The following is a 20,844-nucleotide window of genomic DNA, read 5'->3' as shown; positions in this document are numbered from 1 at the left end:
GTTCTCTACCTGTTCAGACGGCGGCAATAACTGTGTCATGTTTGAACCGACACCACAGGGGTGGAAGGTCCTCGGGAACCGGCCGGTACTGGCCGATCTCGGACCAACCTCCAGGGCCATGAAAATCACTGCCGGCGCTGACCAGCAGACCGAACTCACGGGCAAGGATTGCCAGGCTGCCCACCTGTTCCGCGGGCTGATGGCCATTGACCACTTCGATCGCGTGCCCGCCCGCTTGAATATAGTCGGCAATCAGCTTTCGGCGTTTGCTGCGGGTGAAATCGTAGTGCCACGGATGCGCCAGGCTGACCCAGGCACCCGCAGCGCGCAGCGTGCCAACGGTGTCTTCGAGCGTCGGCCAGTGTTGCTTGACGTCGCCCAACTTGCCGGCACCGAGCCACTTGCGGAAGGCTTCGGCGCGATCCTTTACAAAACCTTCACGGACCATCCAGTCGGCGAAATGCGGACGGGCCGGGGCGTTGCCGCTGTCGCCCAGCTCCCGCTGGATCTGCCTCGCACCATCCAGGGCACCGGGCATGCCCTTGAGGGCAAGCTTGCGGCTTATTTCTTCCGACCGCAGCCAACGCCCATCGTGCAATCTGGCGATCGCCTCGACCAACGGTGCAGCATTGACGTCGAAACCGTAACCCAACACATGAATGGTTGCCCCGCCCCAGGTGCAGGACAACTCGACGCCGTTGACCAGCTGCATCCCCAGTTCGGTCGCGGCCGTGCGCGCTTCGGCGAGGCCTTCAAGGGTATCGTGGTCGGTCAGGGCCAGGACTCGCACGCCGTTCTCGAACGCACGCGCAACCAGAACCGCAGGCGCCAGGGCGCCATCGGAGGCCGTGCTATGGCAGTGCAAATCAACATTCACGGAGAGTTGTAACCTCAAATCAGCGAGCGCTATCGCGCGCCCATATGTTTGTTATTATGCCGCCACATCCAGCTTCTGGCTCTCACTGTGAAACAATTCATCGATTTCATCCCGCTTTTGCTGTTCTTCATCGTTTACAAACTTGATCCACGGGTCGTCGACATCGCTGGCCATGAAGTGACTGTAGGCGGTATTTACAGCGCCACCGCGATGCTGATCATCAGCTCCCTGGTGGTGTACGGCGCGCTTTTCATCCAACAGCGCAAGCTGGAAAAGAGCCAATGGCTGACCCTGATCGCCTGCCTCGTGTTCGGCAGCCTGACACTGGCGTTCCACAGCGAGACCTTCCTGAAATGGAAAGCCCCGGTGGTCAACTGGCTGTTCGCCGTCGCCTTCATTGGCAGCCACTTCATCGGTGACCGCCTGCTGATCAAACGCATCATGGGCCACGCGCTGACCCTGCCGGATCCGGTGTGGACCCGTCTGAACATCGCCTGGATCGCCTTTTTCCTGTTCTGCGGGGCCGCCAACCTGTTCGTCGCCTTCACCTTCCAGAGCATCTGGGTGGACTTCAAGGTGTTCGGCAGCCTGGGCATGACCGTGCTGTTCCTGGTCGCGCAGGGCGTTTACCTGTCCCGTCACCTGCATGACGCCGATGCCACAACACCAAAAACCGAGGACTGACATGCTCTACGCAATCATTGCCACCGACGTCGCCAATTCACTGGAAGCTCGCCTGGCTGCGCGCCCTGCGCATCTGGAACGCCTGCAAGCGCTCAAGGGCGAAGGTCGTATCGTATTGGCCGGCCCGCACCCGGCCGTCGACAGCAATGATCCGGGCGCAGCGGGTTTCACCGGCAGCCTGATTGTTGCCGAGTTCGACTCCCTGAGCGCCGCGCAAGCCTGGGCAGATGCCGATCCATACATCGCGGCAGGCGTTTATGCCAACGTGATCGTGAAGCCGTTCAAGCAAGTCCTGCCTTAAAAAGTCCGGTAATGAGGAGATTCATCTCCTCATTACCCGCGACACATCTGTATCACTGAACCTTGTCTGTTCATCACACTCTCAATCGCTCATTATTCTCGTTTGCCTGCCGACAACCTGCCCAATATCCATTTGGAAACAGGTGTCGCGATGCGCAAGGGTCCGTTGTGTCTGATGTTGGTCACGTTATCGATCATGGCACCCACCCATGGTGATGAAACCACCGAAGGCGGCAGCTCCACGCCATTGTCATTAAGCGCCGGCAGCCAGATCACCGAGTTGCAGCAGCGCCTCAAAGCGAGCGAGCAGCAGCGGGAAGAATTGAGCAAACAACTGCAAAATGCCGACAACCAACGTGAAAGCGCTCAGCTCGCCCGGTTGCGCCAAGAGAACCAGCGACTCAAGCTGCAACTCAAGGAAGCCCAGGCCAGCCCGCTGCCGCGCTTGTTGACCGATCAGCAGCAGTGGTTCGTCACGGGTGCCGGAGTAGCGCTATTGGCGCTGCTCTGCGGTATCTTTGCCAGTGGGGCAAGCCGAAAACGTCGGCAATGGTTAAATTGAGTGAGTCATGAGCGAGCTGTTAATTATTGATGATGACCAGGAGCTGTGTGAGCTTCTGAGCAGTTGGCTAAGCCAGGAAGGCTTCCAGGTACGTGCCTGCCACGATGGCCAGAGCGCCCGCAAGGCCTTGGCCGAAACCGCCCCGGCGGCGGTGGTGCTGGACGTGATGCTGCCCGATGGCAGCGGTCTGGAACTGCTCAAGCAATTGCGCAACGATCACGCCGATCTGCCGGTGTTGATGCTCTCGGCCCGTGGCGAACCACTGGACCGGATCCTCGGTCTGGAACTGGGCGCTGACGACTACCTGGCCAAACCGTGTGATCCACGCGAGTTGACCGCACGCCTGCGCGCCGTGCTGCGCCGCAGCCACCCGGCGGCCGTGTCGACGCAGCTTGAGCTGGGCGACCTGAGTTTCAGCCCGGTGCGCGGTGTGGTCAGCATCGACGAGAGAGAACTGACCCTCACCGTTTCCGAAAGCCGTCTGCTCGAAGCCCTGCTCAAGCAGCCCGGCGAGCCGCTGGACAAACAGGAACTGGCGCAACTGGCCCTCGGCCGCAAGCTGACCCTGTACGACCGCAGCCTCGACATGCACGTGAGCAACCTGCGCAAAAAAATCGGCCCGCATCCCGACGGTCGCCCGCGCATCGTTGCCTTGCGCAGCCGCGGTTACTTCTACTGCCTCTGACCTGATCCCCCTCCAATGGGACCGCCCCCCCTGTAGCAGCCTTCGGCAGCTCCTGCAGGGGTCTGTGTGTAAGGCTTAAGACAAATCGTCTTTACCCAAGCTTTACCTAGCGCTGACCGCCGCTGACCTTGATCTGCGTAATCTGAACTCATCCGGAACGTACCGGGAACGAGACAAGGAGATACACCATGCGCAAGACTCTTATCGCTCTGATGTTCGCTGCCGCTCTGCCAACCGTCGCCATGGCCATGCCGCAAGACGGCGGTCCGATGGGTGGCCCGCTCGACGGCCCACGCCACGGCGGTCAGATGCACGGCATGCACGGCAAAGGCCCGTACAGCCAACTCGACCTGTCCCGCGAACAACGCGAGCAGATCCGCAAGATCATGGGCGAGCAGATGCACGAGCGTAAGCAAGTGGTCGACAAGTACCTGGAAAAACTCTCGCCGGCTGACCAGAAAGCCATGAAGGATGAGGTGGCAGCCAACCACAAGAAAGCCGAGGCCGATGTTCGCGCCGTGCTGAAACCGGATCAACAGAAGAAATTCGACGAGATCCAGAAGAAAAAGGCCGAGCGTCGCGCCGAATGGGCTGAGTTCAAGGCGTGGAAAGCGCAACAGCCGCAAAAAGCGCAATAATGTTTTAACCACAGGCCCGACGGCTAACACCGTCGGGCCTGTTCACATCCGCCCTCTGTAGGAGCTGCGGCACGCTGCGATCTTTTGATTCTGCTTTTGAAAAACAAGATCAGAAGATCGCAGCGTGCCGCAGCTCCTGCAGGGGTTACGCGTTTGATTGAGGATTTTCTGTGCGGTCATTGTTCTGGCGTATTCTCGCAAGCTTCTGGCTGGCCATCGCTCTGGTTGCAGGGCTGTCCATTCTGTTGGGGCACATGCTCAATCAGGACGCGTGGATCCTCAGTCGCCATCCGGGCCTCAACACCCTCGCGGCTGAGTGGACGCAGAGCTACGAAGCACAAGGCGAAGAAGCCGCTCAGCAGATCCTCCAACAACGCAAACGCCAGTACCACATCGATGTTCAAGTGCTGAACGAAAGCGGTGACCCGGTCGTGCGCGGCACCTTCCCCCGTCGTGCCGCTGCCTTCGAAGCCCGCCAGAACAACGATGACCGACGCCTGCCGTGGCGGCGCCTGACCGATGAGTTCACCAGTGAAAAAACCGGTGACACCTACTTGTTCATCTACCGCATCCCACACCCCGAACTCGACTCCTGGCACCGCGAAAGCCTGCTCTGGCCATTGAGTGCGCTGGGCATTGCGCTGGTGGTACTGACTCTGTTCAGCTTGCTGGTGACCTTCTCCATCACCCGTCCGCTTAGCCGTTTGCGCGGCGCGGTACATGACCTGGGGCAAGCGACTTATCAGCAGAACAGCCTGGCCAAACTGGCCAACCGCCGCGATGAGTTCGGCGTCCTCGCCAACGACTTCAACCGCATGGGTGCGCGCCTGCAAAGCCTGATCGGCAGCCAGCGTCAGTTGTTGCGCGACGTATCCCATGAACTGCGTTCACCGCTGGCGCGGCTGCGAATTGCCCTGGCGCTGGCAGAGCGCGCCAACCCTGAAGAACGCGAAAAACTCTGGCCCCGACTGACCCGCGAATGCGATCGCCTGGAAGCGCTGATCAGTGAAATTCTGGTGCTGGCGCGGGTCGATGCCGACAACGCCAGCGCTGAAGACGTGGATTTGAATACGCTGCTGAGCGCCCTGCAAAAGGATGCGCAGTTGGCGTCGCCGGAACAGAACGTGAGTCTGGACGCCGAGCAACAGCTGAATCTGAAGGGCTGGCCGACCATGATCGAGCGCGCCGTGGACAATCTGCTACGCAATGCGCAGCGCTTCAATCCCCAAGGTCAGGCGATTGAAATGCAGGCCTCGCGGCAGGGTGAGCGGATAGTCATCAGTGTTCGCGATCATGGCCCGGGAGTTCAGGCCGAACACCTGAGTCAGTTGGGCGAGCCGTTTTATCGGGCGCCGGGGCAGACAGCGGCGGGTCATGGTCTGGGCCTGGCGATTGCACGGCGTGCGGCGGAACGGCATGGCGGGAGTCTGGTGCTGGCGAATCATCCTGACGGCGGGTTTGTTGCCAGTCTGGAATTGCCGCTGGTGCCGGGGGCTGTCGTCCAGCCCTGACAGCGACCCTCATCGGAACGCCGCCCGCCCAGCCCTCTCCCTTCGGGAGAGGGTTAGGGTGAGGGGCTTTTGATCTTCAGGCCTTACCAGGCCAAGCGCTGACAAACTCCGCCAGATCGACCTTCTCCGCCACCCGCGGCTCTTTCTGCGGCGTGCCGAGGTACAGGAACGCAATCACCTCCTCGCCCTCCACCAGTCCCAAGCCTTTCGCGACATGCTGCGAATAAGCCAGATCCCCGGTACGCCAAACCGCACCAATCCCCTGCGCATACGCCGCCAGCAAAATCCCGTGGGCGGCACACCCGGCGGCCAGCAACTGCTCGGCCTTCGGGTACTTGACGTGTTCCTGCAGTTTCGCGATCACCACAACTACCAGCGGCGCACGCAGCGGGCCGTTGCGCGCCTTGTCGATCATGGCTTCAGTGATTTCGCCTTCCTGCTTCTGCGCAGCTTCAGCCAACAGTTCGCCCATCTGCTCGCGCGCAGCGCCTTCGACGGTCAAAAAACGATACGGCTGCAAGTGCCCGTGATCCGGCGCGCGCAACGCGGCGGCAAACAGGGCTTCGCGCTGCTGCGCGGTAGGGGCCGGTTCGACCAGTCGTGGAACGGAAACACGGTTGAGCAAAGCGTCGAGAGCCTGCATCGGCCACCTCCTGAAAAAAATATGCGGCTATTCTAGCGGTATCTGCCAAAAGGATGCCGGTTTACATGCCCTGCCTCACGGGTAGAATGGCGCCCTTCTCCTATCAGCCCGAGCAGACTTCATGGCGTTGCCGACCTTACGGATCATTGGTTTCATCATCGGCATCTTCCTGATCACTCTGGCAATTGCCATGGTCGTGCCGATGGCCACCCTGGTGATTTTCGACCGCACCGGCGATCTGCCGTCGTTCCTCTGGGCGAGCATGATCACCTTCGTTGCCGGCCTCGCACTGGTGATTCCGGGCCGCCCGGAACACATTCACCTGCGCCCGCGTGACATGTACCTGCTGACCGTCAGCAGTTGGCTGGTGGTGTGTATTTTCGCCGCGCTGCCGTTCCTGCTGACTCAGCACATCAGCTACACCGACTCGTTTTTTGAGAGCATGTCAGGCATTACCGCGACCGGCGCGACCGTGCTTAACGGCCTCGACAGCATGTCCCCCGGGATTTTGATGTGGCGTTCACTGCTGCACTGGATTGGCGGCATCGGCTTTATCGGCATGGCGGTCGCGATTCTGCCGCTGCTGCGAATTGGTGGCATGCGCCTGTTCCAGACCGAATCGTCGGATCGCTCGGAAAAGGTCATGCCCCGTTCACACATGGTGGCGCGGCTGATCGTGGGGGCGTATGTCGGCATCACCATCCTCGGCAGTCTGGCGTTCTGGTGGGCAGGGATGAGCCTGTTCGACGCGATCAATCATGCGATGTCGGCTATTTCCACGGGTGGATTCTCGACCTCCGACCAATCCCTGGCCAAGTGGACGCAACCGGCGGTGCACTGGGTGGCGATCGTCATCATGATTCTCGGCAGCCTGCCGTTCACCCTGTACGTGGCGACGATGCGCGGCAATCGCCGAGCGTTGATCAAGGATCAGCAGGTGCAGGGCATGCTGGCGATGTTGCTGGTGACCTGGCTGGTGCTCGGCACCTGGTACTGGTGGACGACCCAACTGCATTGGCTGGATGCGCTGCGCCATGTGGCGCTGAACGTGACTTCAGTGCTGACTACCACCGGTTTTGCCCTCGGCGACTACAGCCTGTGGGGCAACTTCTCGTTGATGTTGTTCTTCTATCTGGGCTTTGTCGGCGGCTGCTCCGGGTCGACGGCAGGCGGGATCAAGATCTTCCGCTTCCAGGTCGCCTACATCCTGCTCAAGGCCAACCTTAATCAGCTGATTCACCCCCGTGCGGTGATCAAGCAGAAGTACAACGGTCACCGGCTCGACGAAGAGATCGTGCGCTCGATTCTGACGTTTTCGTTTTTCTTCGCCATCACCATCTGCGTGATCGCCCTGCTCCTGTCGCTGCTGGGCGTGGACTGGATGACCGCGCTGACCGGCGCCGCCAGCACCGTGTCCGGCGTCGGCCCGGGCCTTGGCGAGACCATTGGCCCAGCAGGCAACTTCGCCACGCTGCCGGATGCCGCGAAGTGGATCCTGTCGTTCGGCATGCTGCTCGGCCGACTGGAAATCATTACGGTGTTTGTACTGTGTATACCGGCCTTTTGGCGTCACTGACGGCGTTGAGCGCCTTGGCCAACCGCGCCCGGTAATCACCGGGCGTACTGTCGAACCAGCGGCGGAAGGCACGAAAAAAGTTGCTCGGATCGGCAAAGCCCAACAGATAGGCGATTTCCAGCAGGGTCATGCTCGGCTGCGCCAGGTACTGTTCGGCCAGTTCGCGGCGAGTGTCATCGAGCAACTGCTGAAAACTCGTGCCCTCCTCCTGCAGCCTGCGTTGCAACGTACGTTGCGAGAGGTGCAGAGTCTGCGCCACCGCATCGCGCTTGGGCTCGCCCTGAGGCAATAACCGGCAAAGCACCTGCCGCGCCTTGTGAGTCACACGGCTTTCGGAAAACCGCGCCAGGTATTCTCCCGCAAAGCGATCGTGCAACAGCGCCATGGCCTCGTTAGCGGTGGGCAGCGGCGCCTCCATGTCAGCGCGTTTGAAGATCAGCGCATCGTAAGGCGCGCTGAACACCAGCGGCGCATGGAAAGCGTGTTTGTAGGGTTGCAGATCAGCCGGCTCATCGCCCTGCAGCAACACTTTGACCGGATGCAGCGTGCGCCCGCTCAGCCAGCCGCACAGGGCGAGCGCACAGGCCAGCGACGCTTCGGCGCTTTGCCGGGTGGGCGGCAAGTGATCGCCGTGCACCGTCAGAATCAGCGCGTAACCTTCATCCAGCAGACGAAAACTCAGGTCGGCGCTTTCGGCGATGATTCGTTGATAGCGCACCAGCCGTTGAAAGCCTTCGACCAGGGTATTACTGGACATCAGCGCGTAACCGGCGACATGAAACGAGGCCGGGCGCACCACTTTGCCCATGTTCAGACCGATGGCCGGATTGCCGGACACCTCCACCGCCCGTTGCCAGAGCCGGGTCATGGAGTCTTGCGGGAAACGCGCATCCGGATCATCCAGAGCCGAGTAATCCAGCCCCAGTTGCTTGAACAGAACCCGGCAATCCAGGCCGTCCATCTCCAATGCTTTGACAATCCCCATCGCCCAGCTTGCAGAAGTCGTTCGTTCGCTCATGGCGTTTTTCTTTTGCATGGCGGGTCGCCTGTTGCGGCCCGATTTGCGAAGGATACTAAAGTGGCGCCAATTGTCACTGGCCCACCCCCATGATCACTCTAGACTCAAATAGGCTACCCGCAGCACAACTCGTCGCCAGAACAATAACCACAGAGATCGCAGTCGTGGAAAACATCAAGCATTTCAAAAGCTTCGCTGAGTTCTATCCGTATTACCTCAGCGAGCACAACAACAGCACCTGCCGTCGCCTGCATTTCATTGGCACGACGTTGGTTATTTTCATTCTCGCGCTGACCATCGCCAAAGGCGCCTGGCTCCTGTTATTGGCCCTGCCGCTGGCGGGCTACAGCTTCGCGTGGGCGGGACATTTCTTCTTTGAAAAGAACCGGCCGGCGACGTTCCAGCATCCGCTCTACAGCCTGCTCGGCGACTTCGTCATGTACCGCGACATGATTCTGGGTCGCGTGGCGTTCTGAAAACAAGCAACAACGAGGATTGCCGATGACCGTCAGTGCCCGCTTCACCCATATGCAGGATGGCACCCAGGAAGACTGGGCGATCATCGCCGCAGACTTCAGCGCCTATGCCAAGCAGTTGCCATCACGCATCACCACCCACCTGAAATTGCTCGAAGGCGATTTCGGCGGTTTCCCGGTGGATCGCCTGACCCACTCGCTGCAAACCGCCACCCGCGCCTTTCGCGATGGCCGTGACGAGGAATATGTGGTGTGCGCCCTGCTGCACGACATTGGCGATACGCTGGGCTCATACAACCATCCGGACATTGCGGCGGCGATTCTCAAGCCGTTCGTCAGTGCCGAAAACCTGTGGATGGTCGAGAAACACGGGGTGTTTCAGGGTTACTACTTCTTTCATCATCTGGGAATGGATCGGCATCTGCGCGAGCAGTTCAAAGAGCACCCGCAGTTTCAGGCAACTGCCGAGTTTTGCGCCAGATACGATGCAGCGGCGTTTGATCCGGAGTACGACACGCTGCCGTTGAGCTTCTTTGAGCCGATGATGGAGCGCTTGTTTGCCCAGCCGAAGAATTCGATCTACAAGGCGGCGATGGAAGAACACAGCCCGGCCTAAGATCAAAAGATCGCAGCCTTCGGCAGCTCCTACATTGGAATGTGTACCCCTGTAGGAGCTGCCGAAGGCTGCGATCTTTTGCTTTTCAGACGGGTTCAGCAACTTTGGCAGCTTTCAACTCCGCCTCCCGCGCCTGCGCATCCGCCAGTCGATACAACTCGATCGTGCCGTCCCAATGCTCGATCAGCGCGGTGCACGACTCTACCCAATCGCCGCAGTTAAGGTAATCCACGTCGCCAACCTTGCGGATTTCGGCGTGGTGAATGTGCCCGCAAACCACACCGTGCAATTCGCGCTTCACACATTCATGGGCGATGGCTTCTTCGAAGTCACTGATGAAGCTGACCGCCGTCTTCACCTTGTGCTTGAGGTACGCCGACAACGACCAGTAACCGTAGCCATATCGCGCGCGCCAGTGGTTGAGCCAGCGGTTGAGCGTCAGGGTAAATTCGTAGGCCGAGTCGCCGAGAAAGGCCAGCCAGCGGTGATAGCGGGTGATCACATCAAACTGGTCACCGTGTATCACCAGTAAATGGCGACCGTCAGCCGTGACGTGCACGGCCTCGTCGACCAACTGGATATTGCCCAGAATCAGCTTCGAGTAACGCCGCAGGAATTCATCGTGGTTGCCGGTGACGTAGATCACTTCGGTGCCGCGCTTGCTCATGGTCAGCAAGCGGCGGATCACGTTGGTGTGAGCCTGCGGCCAATACATGCCGCCGCGCAGTTTCCAGCCGTCGATAATGTCACCGACCAGGTAAATCCTGTCGGTGTGGTAGCCCTTGAGAAATTGCGACAAATGCTCGGCCTGGCAATCCCGCGTGCCCAGGTGCACGTCGGAAATCCACAAGGTTCGCACCCGTTGTTTGCGGCTGGGTTTGGCGAGCTCGGCGCTGGTCATGGGCAACCCTCTGGATGTTTTCGCCAGCTTGCGCGCGCCCGGTTAATCGTCCATGACAGCCGCGAGTCAGTCCTGTGACAACGCACTCGTGAGGTGCCGGTGTAGACTGTCGGTCACTTCGGAGACGACCTGCCATGCGACCGATCCTCACCCTGCGTCATTACTCTCACGACCTGATCGTCCACAGCCACGACCACGCACAACTGGTGTTCGGCTTGTGCGGCGCGCTGGACTTCGAGGTCGAGGGCTGTGGCAGTCAGGTGCGTCAGCAGAGTTTCGTGGTCATTCCAGCCGACGCCCACCACGCCTGCGGCAGTCCGCAAGGCAGTCGTTGTCTGGTCATGGACATCCCTGACGAGCAATGGCTGCTCGATTCACTGGGCGAGCACGCCGAAGCCAGCCGCCGCCTACTCGACAAGACCGCCCGGTTGTCGCTGGATTCAGGACAAAGCCAGTTGGTCAGTTGGCTGGCGAACAGCCCGGTTGGCGATCCGCTGATTGCGCAGCAAGGCGCGATTTTGCTGCTGGCCAGTCTGAATCATGCGCAACCTGTCGAACTCACCGCCCGGCGCTTGCCTTACGCGGCGCTGGATGCGCACATCGAGCAGCATGCTGCTTATCCGTTGCAAGTCGCTGATCTGGCGCGGATCGCAGGATTATCCAGTGCACGTCTGCACGCGCGCTTCATGGCTGAATGCGGGCAGACGCCGATGGACTACATTCGCAGTCGGCGCCTGCACAAGGCTGTGACCCTGCTGCGTGAGACTGTGCTGCCGATTGGCGAAATCGCCAGTCGGGTCGGCTACAGCTCGCAAAGTGCATTTGCGGCAGCGGTGCTGCGCGAGTTTGGCGCCTCGCCGGGCCAATTGCGGCGCGAGGCTGGCGACAAAGGACAATAGTTTGCCGACAGATTTATGGGCTGCGACACGTTTCAATAGGTCTGTGAATCTGCGTTTGAATTAAGGACTGCAATGACTCCGCGTACCGCCCTCGGCGCCCTGCATATTGGCGCTCTGATGTTTGGCCTGACCGGCGTGTTCGGCAAACTCGCCGCCGCGTCCCCTGCCGTGATTGTCTTTGGACGTGCCGCTTTCGCCGTCATCGCGCTGGCATTTTTTGCCCGATTCGCCAGCCAGCACGGTTGGCAAAAACTCCAGGCCGTGGATTGGCGACGTCTGCTGCTCAGCGGTGTATTGCTGGCCGGGCACTGGGTGAGTTTTTTCATTTCGGTGAAGGTCGCGGGTGTAGCCATCGCGACGCTTGGCTTTGCCAGTTTCCCGGCGTTCACGGTGATTCTCGAAGGGCTGATCTTTCGCGAGCGCATCCGTGCCAATGAAATTCTGCTGGTGGTGCTGGTGAGCGTCGGTCTGGTGCTGGTGACCCCGGCGTTCGATCTTGGCAGCGGTGCAACCATAGGTTTGCTTTGGTCGGTGTTGTCCGGGCTGCTGTTTTCCCTGTTGTCGCTGACCAATCGCGCCAGCTCCGGGCGAATCCCGGCAGTGCAGGCAGCGCTCTGTCAAAACGTCGTGGTGGCTTTGTGTCTGCTGCCAGTGGCGGCGCCACAACTGAGCGAAGTGCGCGCGCTGGACTGGTTGTGGATCGCCCTGCTCGGCGTGTTCTGCACCGGCGTCGCCCACAGTCTGTTCGTTGCCAGTCTGGCAGTGATCAAGGCGCGCACCGCTGCTGTGGTGTTCGCCATGGAACCGGTCTACGGCATCACAATTGCCTGGTTGCTGTTCGATGAAAATCCGACGTTACGCATGCTGCTCGGCGGTGCGCTGATCATCGTCGCCATCGTGGTGTCGGCGCGAATGTCAGGCAATGCCGACAAAAAAACCGTCGCCGCCGAAGCCGCGTCTCACTGAGTGCGATCGTTGTGGCCGAGGTCGCGGTCAGGATCGATCTGGTCGCGCACCCGCTGCTTCAACACCTTCGCCTCCGGGAAACCGCCATCAGCCTTGCGCTCCCAGATCTGCACGCCATCACAAGTGATGTGAAACACCCCGCCCGTGCCCGGCACCAGTGACACTTTGCCGAGGTCGTCTCCGAAGGTGCTGAGCAGTTCCTGCGCCAGCCACGCCGCGCGCAGCAGCCACTGGCATTGGGTGCAATAGGTGATGACAACTTCTGCTTTTGCGACAGTCATGTTCAATGAAACTCCGGAGACAGAGGGCGCCGCTATAATACCCGGCTTTATCGTTTGCCCCGAGACTCACAATGCGCCGTCTGCTGTTCTGCCTGCTGCTTGGTTTTCTTCCTTTTTTCGTGCTTGCCAGCGAAGCGCCGCGACCGAAAGTCGGCCTTGTGCTGTCCGGTGGGGCCGCTCGTGGTCTGGCGCACATCGGCGTACTCAAGGCGCTGGAAGAGCAAGGCGTCAAGATCGATGCGATTGCCGGCACCAGCATGGGTGCGGTGGTTGGCGGCTTGTATGCCTCGGGCTACAAGATCGACGAACTGGAAAAGCTCGCCCTGGAAATCGACTGGCAGCAGGCGCTGTCCGACGCGCCGCCTCGGGAAGACGTGCCGTTCCGGCGCAAACAGGATGACCGCGACTTTCTGGTGAAACAAAAACTCAGCTTTCGCGACGACGGCAGTCTCGGCCTGCCACTGGGCGTGATTCAGGGGCAGAATCTGGCGCTGTTGCTCGAAAGCTTGTTGGCGCACACCAGCGACACCCGGGATTTCGACAAGTTACCGATCCCCTTCCGCGCCGTGGCCACCGACATCGCCAATGGCGAAAAAGTGGTATTCCGCAAGGGCCACCTGCCCCAGGTGATTCGCGCCAGCATGTCGATTCCGGCGGTGTTCGCACCGGTCGAACTCGACGGCCGCCTGTTGGTGGACGGCGGTATGACCGACAACATTCCGCTGGATGTCGCGCGGCAAATGGGCGTCGACATCGCCATCGTGGTCGACATCGGTACGCCGCTGCGCGGTCGCAAGCAACTGAACACTGTGGTCGATGTGCTCAACCAGTCGATCACCCTGATGACCCGGCGCAACTCTGAAGAACAACTGGCCGCGCTGAAAGCCACTGACGTGTTGATCCAACCGTCGCTGGCAAGCTTCGGCGTGACTGATTTCGGCCGCGCCCAGGAAATGATCGATGCGGGTTATCGCGCAACCCGAATCCTTGACGCGCGCCTCGCCAGTCTCAAACCTGCCGAGTCCCAGGACGCCGAACTCAACGCCGCCCGAGCACCGGGTCAACGTACGCCGATCATCACCGCGATCAAGGTCGAAAACGATTCGAAGGTCGACGACGACGTGATCCGCTACTACATTCGCCAACACATCGGCGAACCGCTGGATCTGGGTCGATTGCATTCGGACATGGGCACCTTGTACGGCCTCGACTACTTCGAACAGGTGCAGTACCGCGTGGCGCACAAGGGGCAGGACCATACCCTGGTAATCAGTGCCCGCGGCAAACGCAGTGGCACCGATTACCTGAGGGTCGGCCTGAACCTGTCAGACGACATGCGCGGCAGCAGTGCTTTCAACCTCGGCGCCAGTTACCGCAAAAACGGCATCAATCGTCTCGGCGCGGAATGGCTGACGCGTGTGCAGATTGGCGACAAACAGGAGCTGTACAGCGAGTTCTATCAGCCGCTGGACGTTGGCTCGCGTTACTTCATCGCGCCGTCGGTGGTGTTCGAGGCGCAAAACGTCGATGCGGTGCTCGACAATGATCCGGTCGCCCAGTACCGCGTCGAGCGTTACGGCATGGCCTTGAATGTCGGCCGGCAAATCGGCAACAACGGCGAAGTGCGCTTCGGCGTCGGTGAGGCCTGGGGCAAGGCCGATGTGCGCATTGGCGATCAGGACCTGCCCAGCGAGAATTTCAATGAAGGCTTCTATTCGCTGAAGTATTCCTACGACTCACTGGACAACGTCTACTACCCCCACGAGGGCAAGGACGTCAGCCTGACAATCCTGCAATTCGAACCGAGCCTGGGCTCGGATACGCGTTATCGACAGTGGGAGTTCAAATTCGACAAAGCCATGAGCCGCGGACCGGACACATTGATTCTGGGCGGGCGCTATGGCCGTACCCTCGACGACACCAATGTGGTGACGTCCAGCTTCCTGCTCGGTGGCGCGCGCCAGCTGTCGGGCTTTCGCGAGGATGCGATTTCCGGGCAGAACGTCAGTCTGATGCGGGCGGTGTATTACCGCCGTCTGACACCGCGCTCGTATCTGCCGCTGGACTTCCCGCTGTACGCCGGCGGATCGCTGGAGCGTGGGCGAGCGTGGAACAACGACAACGAGTTCGACAGTGGTTACATCAATGCGGCGAGTGTGTTTATTGGCTTCGATACGCCGCTGGGGCCGTTGAATTTCAGTTATGGGCTCAATGATGCGAACGAGCAGGCGGTGTATTTGAACCTGGGGCAGACGTTCTGATCAAGGTTCAGGAATGAGGGTGCCTGGCCGGCCGCCATCGCGGGCAAGCCCGCTCCCACAGGTTGAGCGTCGTTCACCGCATTTTTGTTCGGCATCGATACTTGTGGGAGCGGGCTTGCCCGCGATGGCGTCATCAAGATCGCCGCAACAGTGACTGAAGCTCTCGGATCAGCGGATCCCGGCCAAAAGGGTTCTGGCGGTTTGCTTCAAAGGCTCGTCCCCGTCCTTGAGCAACTCATTGAGCAGCGCAATCGCGCTGTCGATGTCACCGTCATCGATGCAGGTCTGCGCCTGTTCGAGCTTCCCCGCCCCCGCCTCGTCTGGCGCTGCCATCTGTAAATCCAACGGCTCCAGCGCCAACGACGGCAGCGGATCGGAAAATGCTTCAAGGAAGTCATCGTCCAGCGGCTGTGCCTCAGGCTCAGGAATCCATTCAAGCTCCGCGTCTTCACTGGCCGCGGTCTCTGGCAGGTCAAAGTCCTGCGGCAACACTTTCAGGCTGGAAGCGAAGCTGGAGTCGTCTGTGGCTGACTGAGCCAGTGCCGGGCGGCTTTCCTCCAGATCCCAATTGGAGTTCACCGACAACTCATCCAGATTCAACTCGAAATTGTCCTCGGGCAACGCAGGCCCGGCGACTACGACCGGAGCAATGCCAATGGCCGATGGCGTGACTGCCGCCAACGGCGCAGTGCCCAACAGCTTCGGATGCCGAGCGCGGATATCCTGCAAGGCTTGTGCAGCAACGCCCTGCTCACGCAAATGACTTTCCTGCTGTTCGAACGCTGCGCTATCGCCCTGACGCCCTAGCACTTCGAGTAGCTGCAAACCAAGATCGGTACGCTCGGGCTCTTTGTGCAGCGCGTCGCGCAACAGTCCGGCGGCTTCGCCGAGGCGCCCATAGGCCAGGTAAATCCCCACGGCTTCCAGCACATCACCCGCCGTCGGCTCTTCACGAGGATCGGCCGAGGCGTGCCCCATGACCGGTTCAGTCACCCCCTGTGAGGAACCGGCGTCATCCCCATCGGGCTCGTTGCTCAACGGTAATGACGGCAAAGGTGCATCTCCCTGCTGCTGTTGCTGGCGTCGACGGAGCACGAGCAACCCGGCCAATGCCACCAGCAACAGCAAGCCACCGAGTAATGGCCAATTCAAACCGTCCTCTGCGGGCTCGATTGGCGCAGCGGCAGCTGTCGGTGTTGGCGCAGGTGTCACTACTGGCGCTGGCGGTGCCTTTTGCTGCTCGATCAAGCGCGCTTGCAGGTCACTGACCTGTTTCCTGCCGTCGGCAATCTGCACATCTTGCGCCTGCAGTTTGACGTTCAGCTCATCAAGGGACTTTTGCAACTGCTGGTTCTGCAACACGCTGGCTGCCAGTTGTTCGGCCAGTGCATCGTTGGCCGGAGCGGTTGTAGATGAAGGCGCGGCCGGCATGGCGCGTTTGCCCTGGGCCGCCTGTGGTGGCGCGCTCACGGGCTCGACAGTGGGAAATGCTGAGGATTGCGCGCGAGGGTCCGGCTCATCGGTAGCCGGCACGATACCCGGGGAACCCGGCGGATCGATCAGTACCGTGTATTCGCGCAGCAAGCGGCCATTGGGCTGATTGAGCTGCACCAGGAAATTCAGAAAGGGTTCGTTGACCGGTTTGCTGGAGGTCACGCGAATCATCTGGCGATTGCCATGCAGGATCGGCGTGAACTTGAGGTCGTTGAGGAAAAACACCCGCTCGACCCCGGCACGGCCAAATTCTTCTGCCGTGGCCAGGCTCACTGACAGGTCGTTCTGCGTCAGTGTCCCGACATCGATCAGCGCTATATCGGCCTTGAGCGGTTGATTGAGGGCTGAGTGAACCGTGATCTCGCCAAGCCCCAAAGCCATCGACAAGGTCGAATAGCCGAATGCGCCAGCGACCAATAATCCCTTGGCGTAAACGCGCAGTACCGTGTGCCAACTTGCGAGCATGAGCATCCCTTAAATAAGCAAAACCGACTTCTTATGCGTTCGCACATCCGGTACGAACACGATATTGCCTAGTAGTTCTTATAGTCTGCTCAGTGCGATCTCTCAAAAAACGGGTGCGCGGTTATGCCTCAAGATTTTTCCAGATTGGCCAGAATGTGACCGTGAACACGCATGCACACCTTTAAATCCGCCTCGTCGACACCCTCGAACAATTCGTGGCGCAGTTGGGTAGCAATGGTTTCGATTTGTTCGATCAACGGCAGGGCCGGTGCACACAGGACAATTTTTTTCGCCCGGCGGTCTTCAACCACCGACTGTCGTTGCACCAGCCCTTGGCTTTCCAGACTATCGAGCAAGCGCGCGAGGGTGGGGCCTTCAACGCCAACGCTTTGTGCCAGCTCTCGCTGTGTCGGCGCTTCCTCGAAACGCGCCAGATGCAGCAGCACCAGCCAGCGCGCCTGGGACAGGCCAAGGCCGGCCAGACGCCGGTCCAGCTCGGCACGCCAGCCGCGGGACATCTGGGCCAGTTGCATGCCAAAGCGGTGTTGATCGGTTAACGGCATAAAACACTCATGGTTAGACGGATGTAATAGAGAAAAACTAATTATTAGTCAGCTAAGCATGAGCTGCAGCTATAGGCAAGTGTCGGTCTGTACTGAATCGTTACATCTTGAAAAGCCCCTCTCTCAAAGGGAGAGGGGCTTGATTGGGGGATGCTGCACAAATCCACCGACCTGACAGGGCTTTACCGAATCCTTGATCGACCTGGTCTGTCAGGTCGATGTAATCCGCAAAACACCTCGGTCGGCTCCCTCTCCTTCCGGGAGAGGGCTGGGCGGGCGGCGTTCCGATGAGGGTTGGACCGAATTACATTTCAAACTCGGATTGCAGCGCAGCCCGCACACAATAAAGGACGCCTTCAGGAACACGACCGGCGAACAGTTCGGCGATTTCGGCGACCGGCGGTAATTCACCCTCGCCATCAAGGAACGCGTCCTGCACCTCGCCCATCAGCTCTCCAGGCAAGTCCAGAGCCTGTTCCAGTGAGAGTTGTTGCTTGCCGATCGCCTCGGCGAGCATGGTGTAGACGTTCTTTTCCGAGCACTGCAACTGCCCGGCAATCTGCATCGGGGTCATGCCGGCGCGGGCCAGGGTGATGAGCTCGTGACGCACATCGGCCACCACCTTCGGCGCCTCGACCTCGCCGCCGAGCACTTCGAGGAAAGCATCGCCGTAGCGCTCCAGCTTGCGCGCACCGACGCCGCTGACCCTGGCCATTTCCGCCAACGAAGTTGGCTGGCTGCGAAGCATTTCCAGAAGTGTTGAATCCGGGAAGATGACATACGGCGGCACGCCGTGTTCTTCGGCCAGTTTGCGTCGCAACGCACGCAGGGCTTCCCACTGCTCGCGCTCTTCGCCGCGCACCAATTGGCTGGCCTGGCTCTTGCTGCCGCTCTTGGCGGTGACTTGTGGTTTGAGATCGCGGCGCAGTTCCAGTGTCACTTCGCCCTTGAGCAGTGGCCGGCAGGTATCGTTTAAACGCAAGCCGCCATAACCTTCGTGGTCGACATCGGCCAGTCCACGCGCAACCAATTGACGGAACAGCGAGCGCCACTCACTTTCGCTCAGTGCCTTGCCAACGCCGAACACCGACAGATGCTGATGACCGAAACTGCGAACCTTTTCGTTGTCCTTGCCCAGCAGCACATCAACCAGATGGCCGACGCCGTAACGCTGACCGGTGCGAAAGATCGCCGACAACCCCTGACGTGCAGGCTCGGTGGCATCCCAGGTCTGCACGCCGTCGACGCAGTTGTCGCAATGGCCGCAAGGTTCGGCCATCTGCTCATCGAAATACGCCAGCAGCGTCTGACGACGGCAACGAGTCTCTTCGCAGAGCGACAGCATCGCGTCGAGCTTGTGTTGCTCCAGACGCTTGTGACGCTCGTCGCCTTCAGAGTTTTGCAGCATCTGCTTGAGCATCACCACGTCTTGCAGACCGTAGGCCATCCACGCATCCGCCGGCAGACCGTCACGACCACCGCGTCCGGTTTCCTGGTAATACGCTTCGAGGGATTTCGGCAGATCGAGGTGGGCAACAAAACGCACGTTGGGCTTGTCGATGCCCATGCCGAACGCCACCGTAGCGACCATGATCAGGCCTTCCTCGTTGAGGAAACGCTTTTGGTTGAAGGCGCGTAGCTCGTTGGGCAGACCGGCATGATACGGCAGCGCCGGGAAGCCTTGATCGCTAAGGAATGTCGCGACTTCTTCAACCTTTTTGCGCGACAGGCAATAGACAATGCCGGCATCGCTGCGCCGCTCGGCAAGAAACGCCAGCAACTGCTTGCGCGGCTGCTCCTTGGGCACGATGCGGTAGAAAATGTTCGGTCGGTCGAAGCTCGACAGGAAGCGCTCGGCGTTCTGCAGATGCAGGCGTTCGACGATTTCTTCGCGGGTACGTTTGTCGGCGGTGGCCGTCAGCGCGATGCGCGGCACAGTCGGGAACAACTCGGCCAGTTGCCCGAGTTGCAGATACTCGCGACGGAAGTCATGGCCCCACTGCGACACACAGTGCGCTTCGTCGATGGCGAACAGCGCAATGTCGAGACTTTGCAGGAAGGACAACATGCGTGGCTGCACCAGACGCTCGGGCGCCAGATAGAGCATCTTCACTTCACCGCGCTTGATCCGCGTTGCCAGATCACGCTGCTGTTCGGCACTCAACGTGGAGTTCAGCGCGGCGGCCGCCACGCCCAGCTCTTCGAGGGTGGCAACCTGGTCATCCATCAAGGCGATCAACGGCGATACCACCACTGCCAGGCCATCGCGTAACAGCGCCGGGACCTGGAAGCACAGGGACTTGCCGCCACCGGTAGGCATCAATACCAGCGCGTCACCGCCACTGGCCACGCGCTCAATGATTGCACCCTGGCGGCCACGGAAACTGTCGTAGCCGAAGATGTCCTTGAGGACGCGTTGTGCCTGTTCGAGCATAAAAACTCCAAAAATCTACCGATACATCCCTGCTCAGGCTGGTTCAGAGCAGCCAGGGCCGTTTAAACAAAACGTAAGAACGCATTGCACGACAACCGCAATGCGGGCAGGGATCGCAAAACGCGGCAGTATACCCGAGGCCTCCCCTGCGCAGGGTGCCGCTGATAAGACACTGATAACCCTGCCACACATAAATTCCTTGTGGGAGCGAGCCTGCTCGCGAATACGGTGGGTCATTCGACATAAAGGTGCCTGATACGCCGCTTTCGCGAGCAGGCTCGCTCCCACAGGATTTATATGCAGCCCGGCAATTGCGGCAAATCTGCCATGCGGCTGGCTTGAGCGCGCAAGAAGGCCTAGAATTCCCGCATTATTGATTCCCCAAGGTAGCAACGTAATGTCCTTCGCTGAGCAACTGACCCGCCTGCAAGTCTTCCTCGACGCCGACGAGCTGCACGACGAGGCGCTGGATTACGTGGCCGCCCACGGTTACCTGACCGCGCTGTCGATCTGCTCCGAAGAAGTGTCGGAGCGTGAATGGATCGACGCCCTGTTCGCCGAAGAGCCGCATTACAGCGACGAAGCACAGCGTGCCGAGATCGAAGCCACCCTGATCGGCCTCAAGGCGCACATCGCCCGTCAACTGGCGTCCGATGAAGAATTCGAACTGCCGTGCGAGCTGGATCTGGGCGAAGACCCCGACGATTCGGAATTGCGCGGCTGGTGCATTGGTTTCATGGAAGGCGTGTTCCTGCGTGAAGCCGCCTGGTTCGAAACCGCCGAAGAAGAAGTCAGCGAAATGCTCCTGCCGATCATGGTCGGTTCGGGTCTGTTCGACGAACAACCCGAGTTCGAAGACATCGCTCAAGACGCCAATCTGATGGACGACATGATTGTGCAGATCCCGGAAGCCCTGACCGCGCTGTACCTGCTGTGCCAGGCGCCAGACGAAAAACCGGCGATCCTCAAGCCACGTCACCACTAAGATCCAGCC

21 protein-coding genes are annotated in these 20,844 nt (G+C 60.0%); 13 read left to right on the top strand and 8 right to left on the bottom strand.

Going from position 1 to position 20,844, the window contains the following annotated elements:
- Positions 1 to 13: 13 nt before the first annotated feature.
- Positions 14 to 877, bottom strand: a complete 864-nt coding sequence (locus tag H8B20_RS02010) for a PHP domain-containing protein (protein WP_210622216.1) — start codon at positions 875 to 877, stop codon at positions 14 to 16.
- Between the two features lie 87 nt (positions 878 to 964).
- Here H8B20_RS02010 and H8B20_RS02005 point away from each other — a divergent pair, with 87 nt between their 5' ends.
- From H8B20_RS02005 to H8B20_RS01980, 6 genes are all read left to right on the top strand, one after another.
- Positions 965 to 1,561: a septation protein A gene (locus H8B20_RS02005; RefSeq protein WP_210622215.1), complete on the top strand. Its 597-nt coding sequence runs from the start codon at positions 965 to 967 to the stop codon at positions 1,559 to 1,561.
- 1 nt (position 1,562) lies between these two features.
- Positions 1,563 to 1,862 (top strand): YciI family protein, encoded by a 300-nt coding sequence (locus H8B20_RS02000; RefSeq protein ID WP_016987935.1) that lies wholly within the window; start codon positions 1,563 to 1,565, stop codon positions 1,860 to 1,862.
- A gap of 150 nt (positions 1,863 to 2,012) precedes the next feature.
- Positions 2,013 to 2,423 carry an SH3 domain-containing protein gene (locus H8B20_RS01995; RefSeq protein ID WP_210622515.1) on the top strand — a complete coding sequence of 137 codons (411 nt, stop codon included), beginning with the start codon at positions 2,013 to 2,015 and terminating at the stop codon, positions 2,421 to 2,423.
- A 7-nt stretch (positions 2,424 to 2,430) separates the two neighbouring features.
- Entirely contained in the window at positions 2,431 to 3,108 is a 678-nt protein-coding gene (locus H8B20_RS01990; protein WP_047300242.1) for a response regulator transcription factor, read from the top strand.
- Positions 3,109 to 3,296: 188 nt separating this feature from the next.
- Positions 3,297 to 3,746: a Spy/CpxP family protein refolding chaperone gene (locus H8B20_RS01985; RefSeq protein ID WP_047300241.1), complete on the top strand. Its 450-nt coding sequence runs from the start codon at positions 3,297 to 3,299 to the stop codon at positions 3,744 to 3,746.
- A gap of 170 nt (positions 3,747 to 3,916) precedes the next feature.
- On the top strand, positions 3,917 to 5,257 hold the full coding sequence (locus H8B20_RS01980; protein WP_115147843.1) for a sensor histidine kinase: 1,341 nt from the start codon (positions 3,917 to 3,919) through the stop codon (positions 5,255 to 5,257).
- Positions 5,258 to 5,333: 76 nt separating this feature from the next.
- On the opposite strand, the gene H8B20_RS01975 is transcribed toward H8B20_RS01980, so the two are convergent.
- Complete coding sequence (locus H8B20_RS01975; RefSeq protein WP_042558163.1) at positions 5,334 to 5,900, bottom strand: nitroreductase family protein; 567 nt, start codon at positions 5,898 to 5,900, stop codon at positions 5,334 to 5,336.
- Between the two features lie 121 nt (positions 5,901 to 6,021).
- Between H8B20_RS01975 and H8B20_RS01970 the strand changes: the two genes are divergently transcribed.
- Positions 6,022 to 7,476: a TrkH family potassium uptake protein gene (locus H8B20_RS01970; RefSeq protein ID WP_042558162.1), complete on the top strand. Its 1,455-nt coding sequence runs from the start codon at positions 6,022 to 6,024 to the stop codon at positions 7,474 to 7,476.
- On the opposite strand, the gene H8B20_RS01965 is transcribed toward H8B20_RS01970, so the two are convergent.
- Positions 7,433 to 8,494, bottom strand: a complete 1,062-nt coding sequence (locus H8B20_RS01965) for an AraC family transcriptional regulator (protein ID WP_200610871.1) — start codon at positions 8,492 to 8,494, stop codon at positions 7,433 to 7,435. The genes H8B20_RS01970 and H8B20_RS01965 overlap by 44 nt on opposite strands.
- A gap of 164 nt (positions 8,495 to 8,658) precedes the next feature.
- Between H8B20_RS01965 and H8B20_RS01960 the strand changes: the two genes are divergently transcribed.
- Positions 8,659 to 8,970: an Mpo1-like protein gene (locus H8B20_RS01960; protein ID WP_047300239.1), complete on the top strand. Its 312-nt coding sequence runs from the start codon at positions 8,659 to 8,661 to the stop codon at positions 8,968 to 8,970.
- Between the two features lie 25 nt (positions 8,971 to 8,995).
- Positions 8,996 to 9,586 (top strand): HD domain-containing protein, encoded by a 591-nt coding sequence (locus tag H8B20_RS01955; protein WP_210622214.1) that lies wholly within the window; start codon positions 8,996 to 8,998, stop codon positions 9,584 to 9,586.
- Between the two features lie 85 nt (positions 9,587 to 9,671).
- On the opposite strand, the gene H8B20_RS01950 is transcribed toward H8B20_RS01955, so the two are convergent.
- Positions 9,672 to 10,487 carry a UDP-2,3-diacylglucosamine diphosphatase gene (locus H8B20_RS01950; protein WP_042558159.1) on the bottom strand — a complete coding sequence of 272 codons (816 nt, stop codon included), beginning with the start codon at positions 10,485 to 10,487 and terminating at the stop codon, positions 9,672 to 9,674.
- A 134-nt stretch (positions 10,488 to 10,621) separates the two neighbouring features.
- Between H8B20_RS01950 and H8B20_RS01945 the strand changes: the two genes are divergently transcribed.
- Both H8B20_RS01945 and H8B20_RS01940 read left to right on the top strand, forming a co-directional pair.
- A complete protein-coding gene (locus tag H8B20_RS01945) occupies positions 10,622 to 11,386 on the top strand; it encodes an AraC family transcriptional regulator (RefSeq protein WP_210622213.1) in 765 nt (254 codons plus the stop codon).
- Between the two features lie 72 nt (positions 11,387 to 11,458).
- Positions 11,459 to 12,352, top strand: a complete 894-nt coding sequence (locus tag H8B20_RS01940) for a DMT family transporter (protein WP_042558157.1) — start codon at positions 11,459 to 11,461, stop codon at positions 12,350 to 12,352.
- On the opposite strand, the gene H8B20_RS01935 is transcribed toward H8B20_RS01940, so the two are convergent.
- Positions 12,346 to 12,633: an Rdx family protein gene (locus tag H8B20_RS01935; RefSeq protein WP_093442622.1), complete on the bottom strand. Its 288-nt coding sequence runs from the start codon at positions 12,631 to 12,633 to the stop codon at positions 12,346 to 12,348. The genes H8B20_RS01940 and H8B20_RS01935 overlap by 7 nt on opposite strands.
- Positions 12,634 to 12,704: 71 nt before the next feature.
- On the opposite strand from H8B20_RS01935, the gene H8B20_RS01930 reads away from it, so the two are divergent.
- Positions 12,705 to 14,894 carry a patatin-like phospholipase family protein gene (locus tag H8B20_RS01930; protein ID WP_210622212.1) on the top strand — a complete coding sequence of 730 codons (2,190 nt, stop codon included), beginning with the start codon at positions 12,705 to 12,707 and terminating at the stop codon, positions 14,892 to 14,894.
- Between the two features lie 168 nt (positions 14,895 to 15,062).
- Here H8B20_RS01930 and H8B20_RS01925 read toward each other — a convergent pair whose 3' ends face one another.
- From H8B20_RS01925 to recQ, 3 genes are all read right to left on the bottom strand, one after another.
- Positions 15,063 to 16,853 carry a motility hub landmark protein FimV gene (locus H8B20_RS01925; protein ID WP_210622211.1) on the bottom strand — a complete coding sequence of 597 codons (1,791 nt, stop codon included), beginning with the start codon at positions 16,851 to 16,853 and terminating at the stop codon, positions 15,063 to 15,065.
- A gap of 128 nt (positions 16,854 to 16,981) precedes the next feature.
- The gene (locus tag H8B20_RS01920) at positions 16,982 to 17,416 is read right to left on the bottom strand and encodes a MarR family transcriptional regulator (protein WP_210622210.1); all 435 of its coding nucleotides are present in this window, start codon (positions 17,414 to 17,416) and stop codon (positions 16,982 to 16,984) included.
- 304 nt (positions 17,417 to 17,720) lie between these two features.
- Positions 17,721 to 19,850 (bottom strand): DNA helicase RecQ, encoded by a 2,130-nt coding sequence (gene recQ, locus H8B20_RS01915; protein ID WP_210622209.1) that lies wholly within the window; start codon positions 19,848 to 19,850, stop codon positions 17,721 to 17,723.
- A 397-nt stretch (positions 19,851 to 20,247) separates the two neighbouring features.
- Between recQ and H8B20_RS01910 the strand changes: the two genes are divergently transcribed.
- Entirely contained in the window at positions 20,248 to 20,835 is a 588-nt protein-coding gene (locus H8B20_RS01910; protein WP_042558152.1) for a UPF0149 family protein, read from the top strand.
- The last annotated feature ends 9 nt before the right edge of the window (positions 20,836 to 20,844 follow it).

The organism is Pseudomonas sp. P42, from assembly GCF_017973755.1.
In the GTDB taxonomy this organism is placed as follows: Bacteria; Pseudomonadota; Gammaproteobacteria; order Pseudomonadales; family Pseudomonadaceae; genus Aquipseudomonas; species Aquipseudomonas iridis.
Note: the sequence above shows the minus strand (reverse complement) of the source record. Positions and strands in the feature narration are given on the sequence as shown.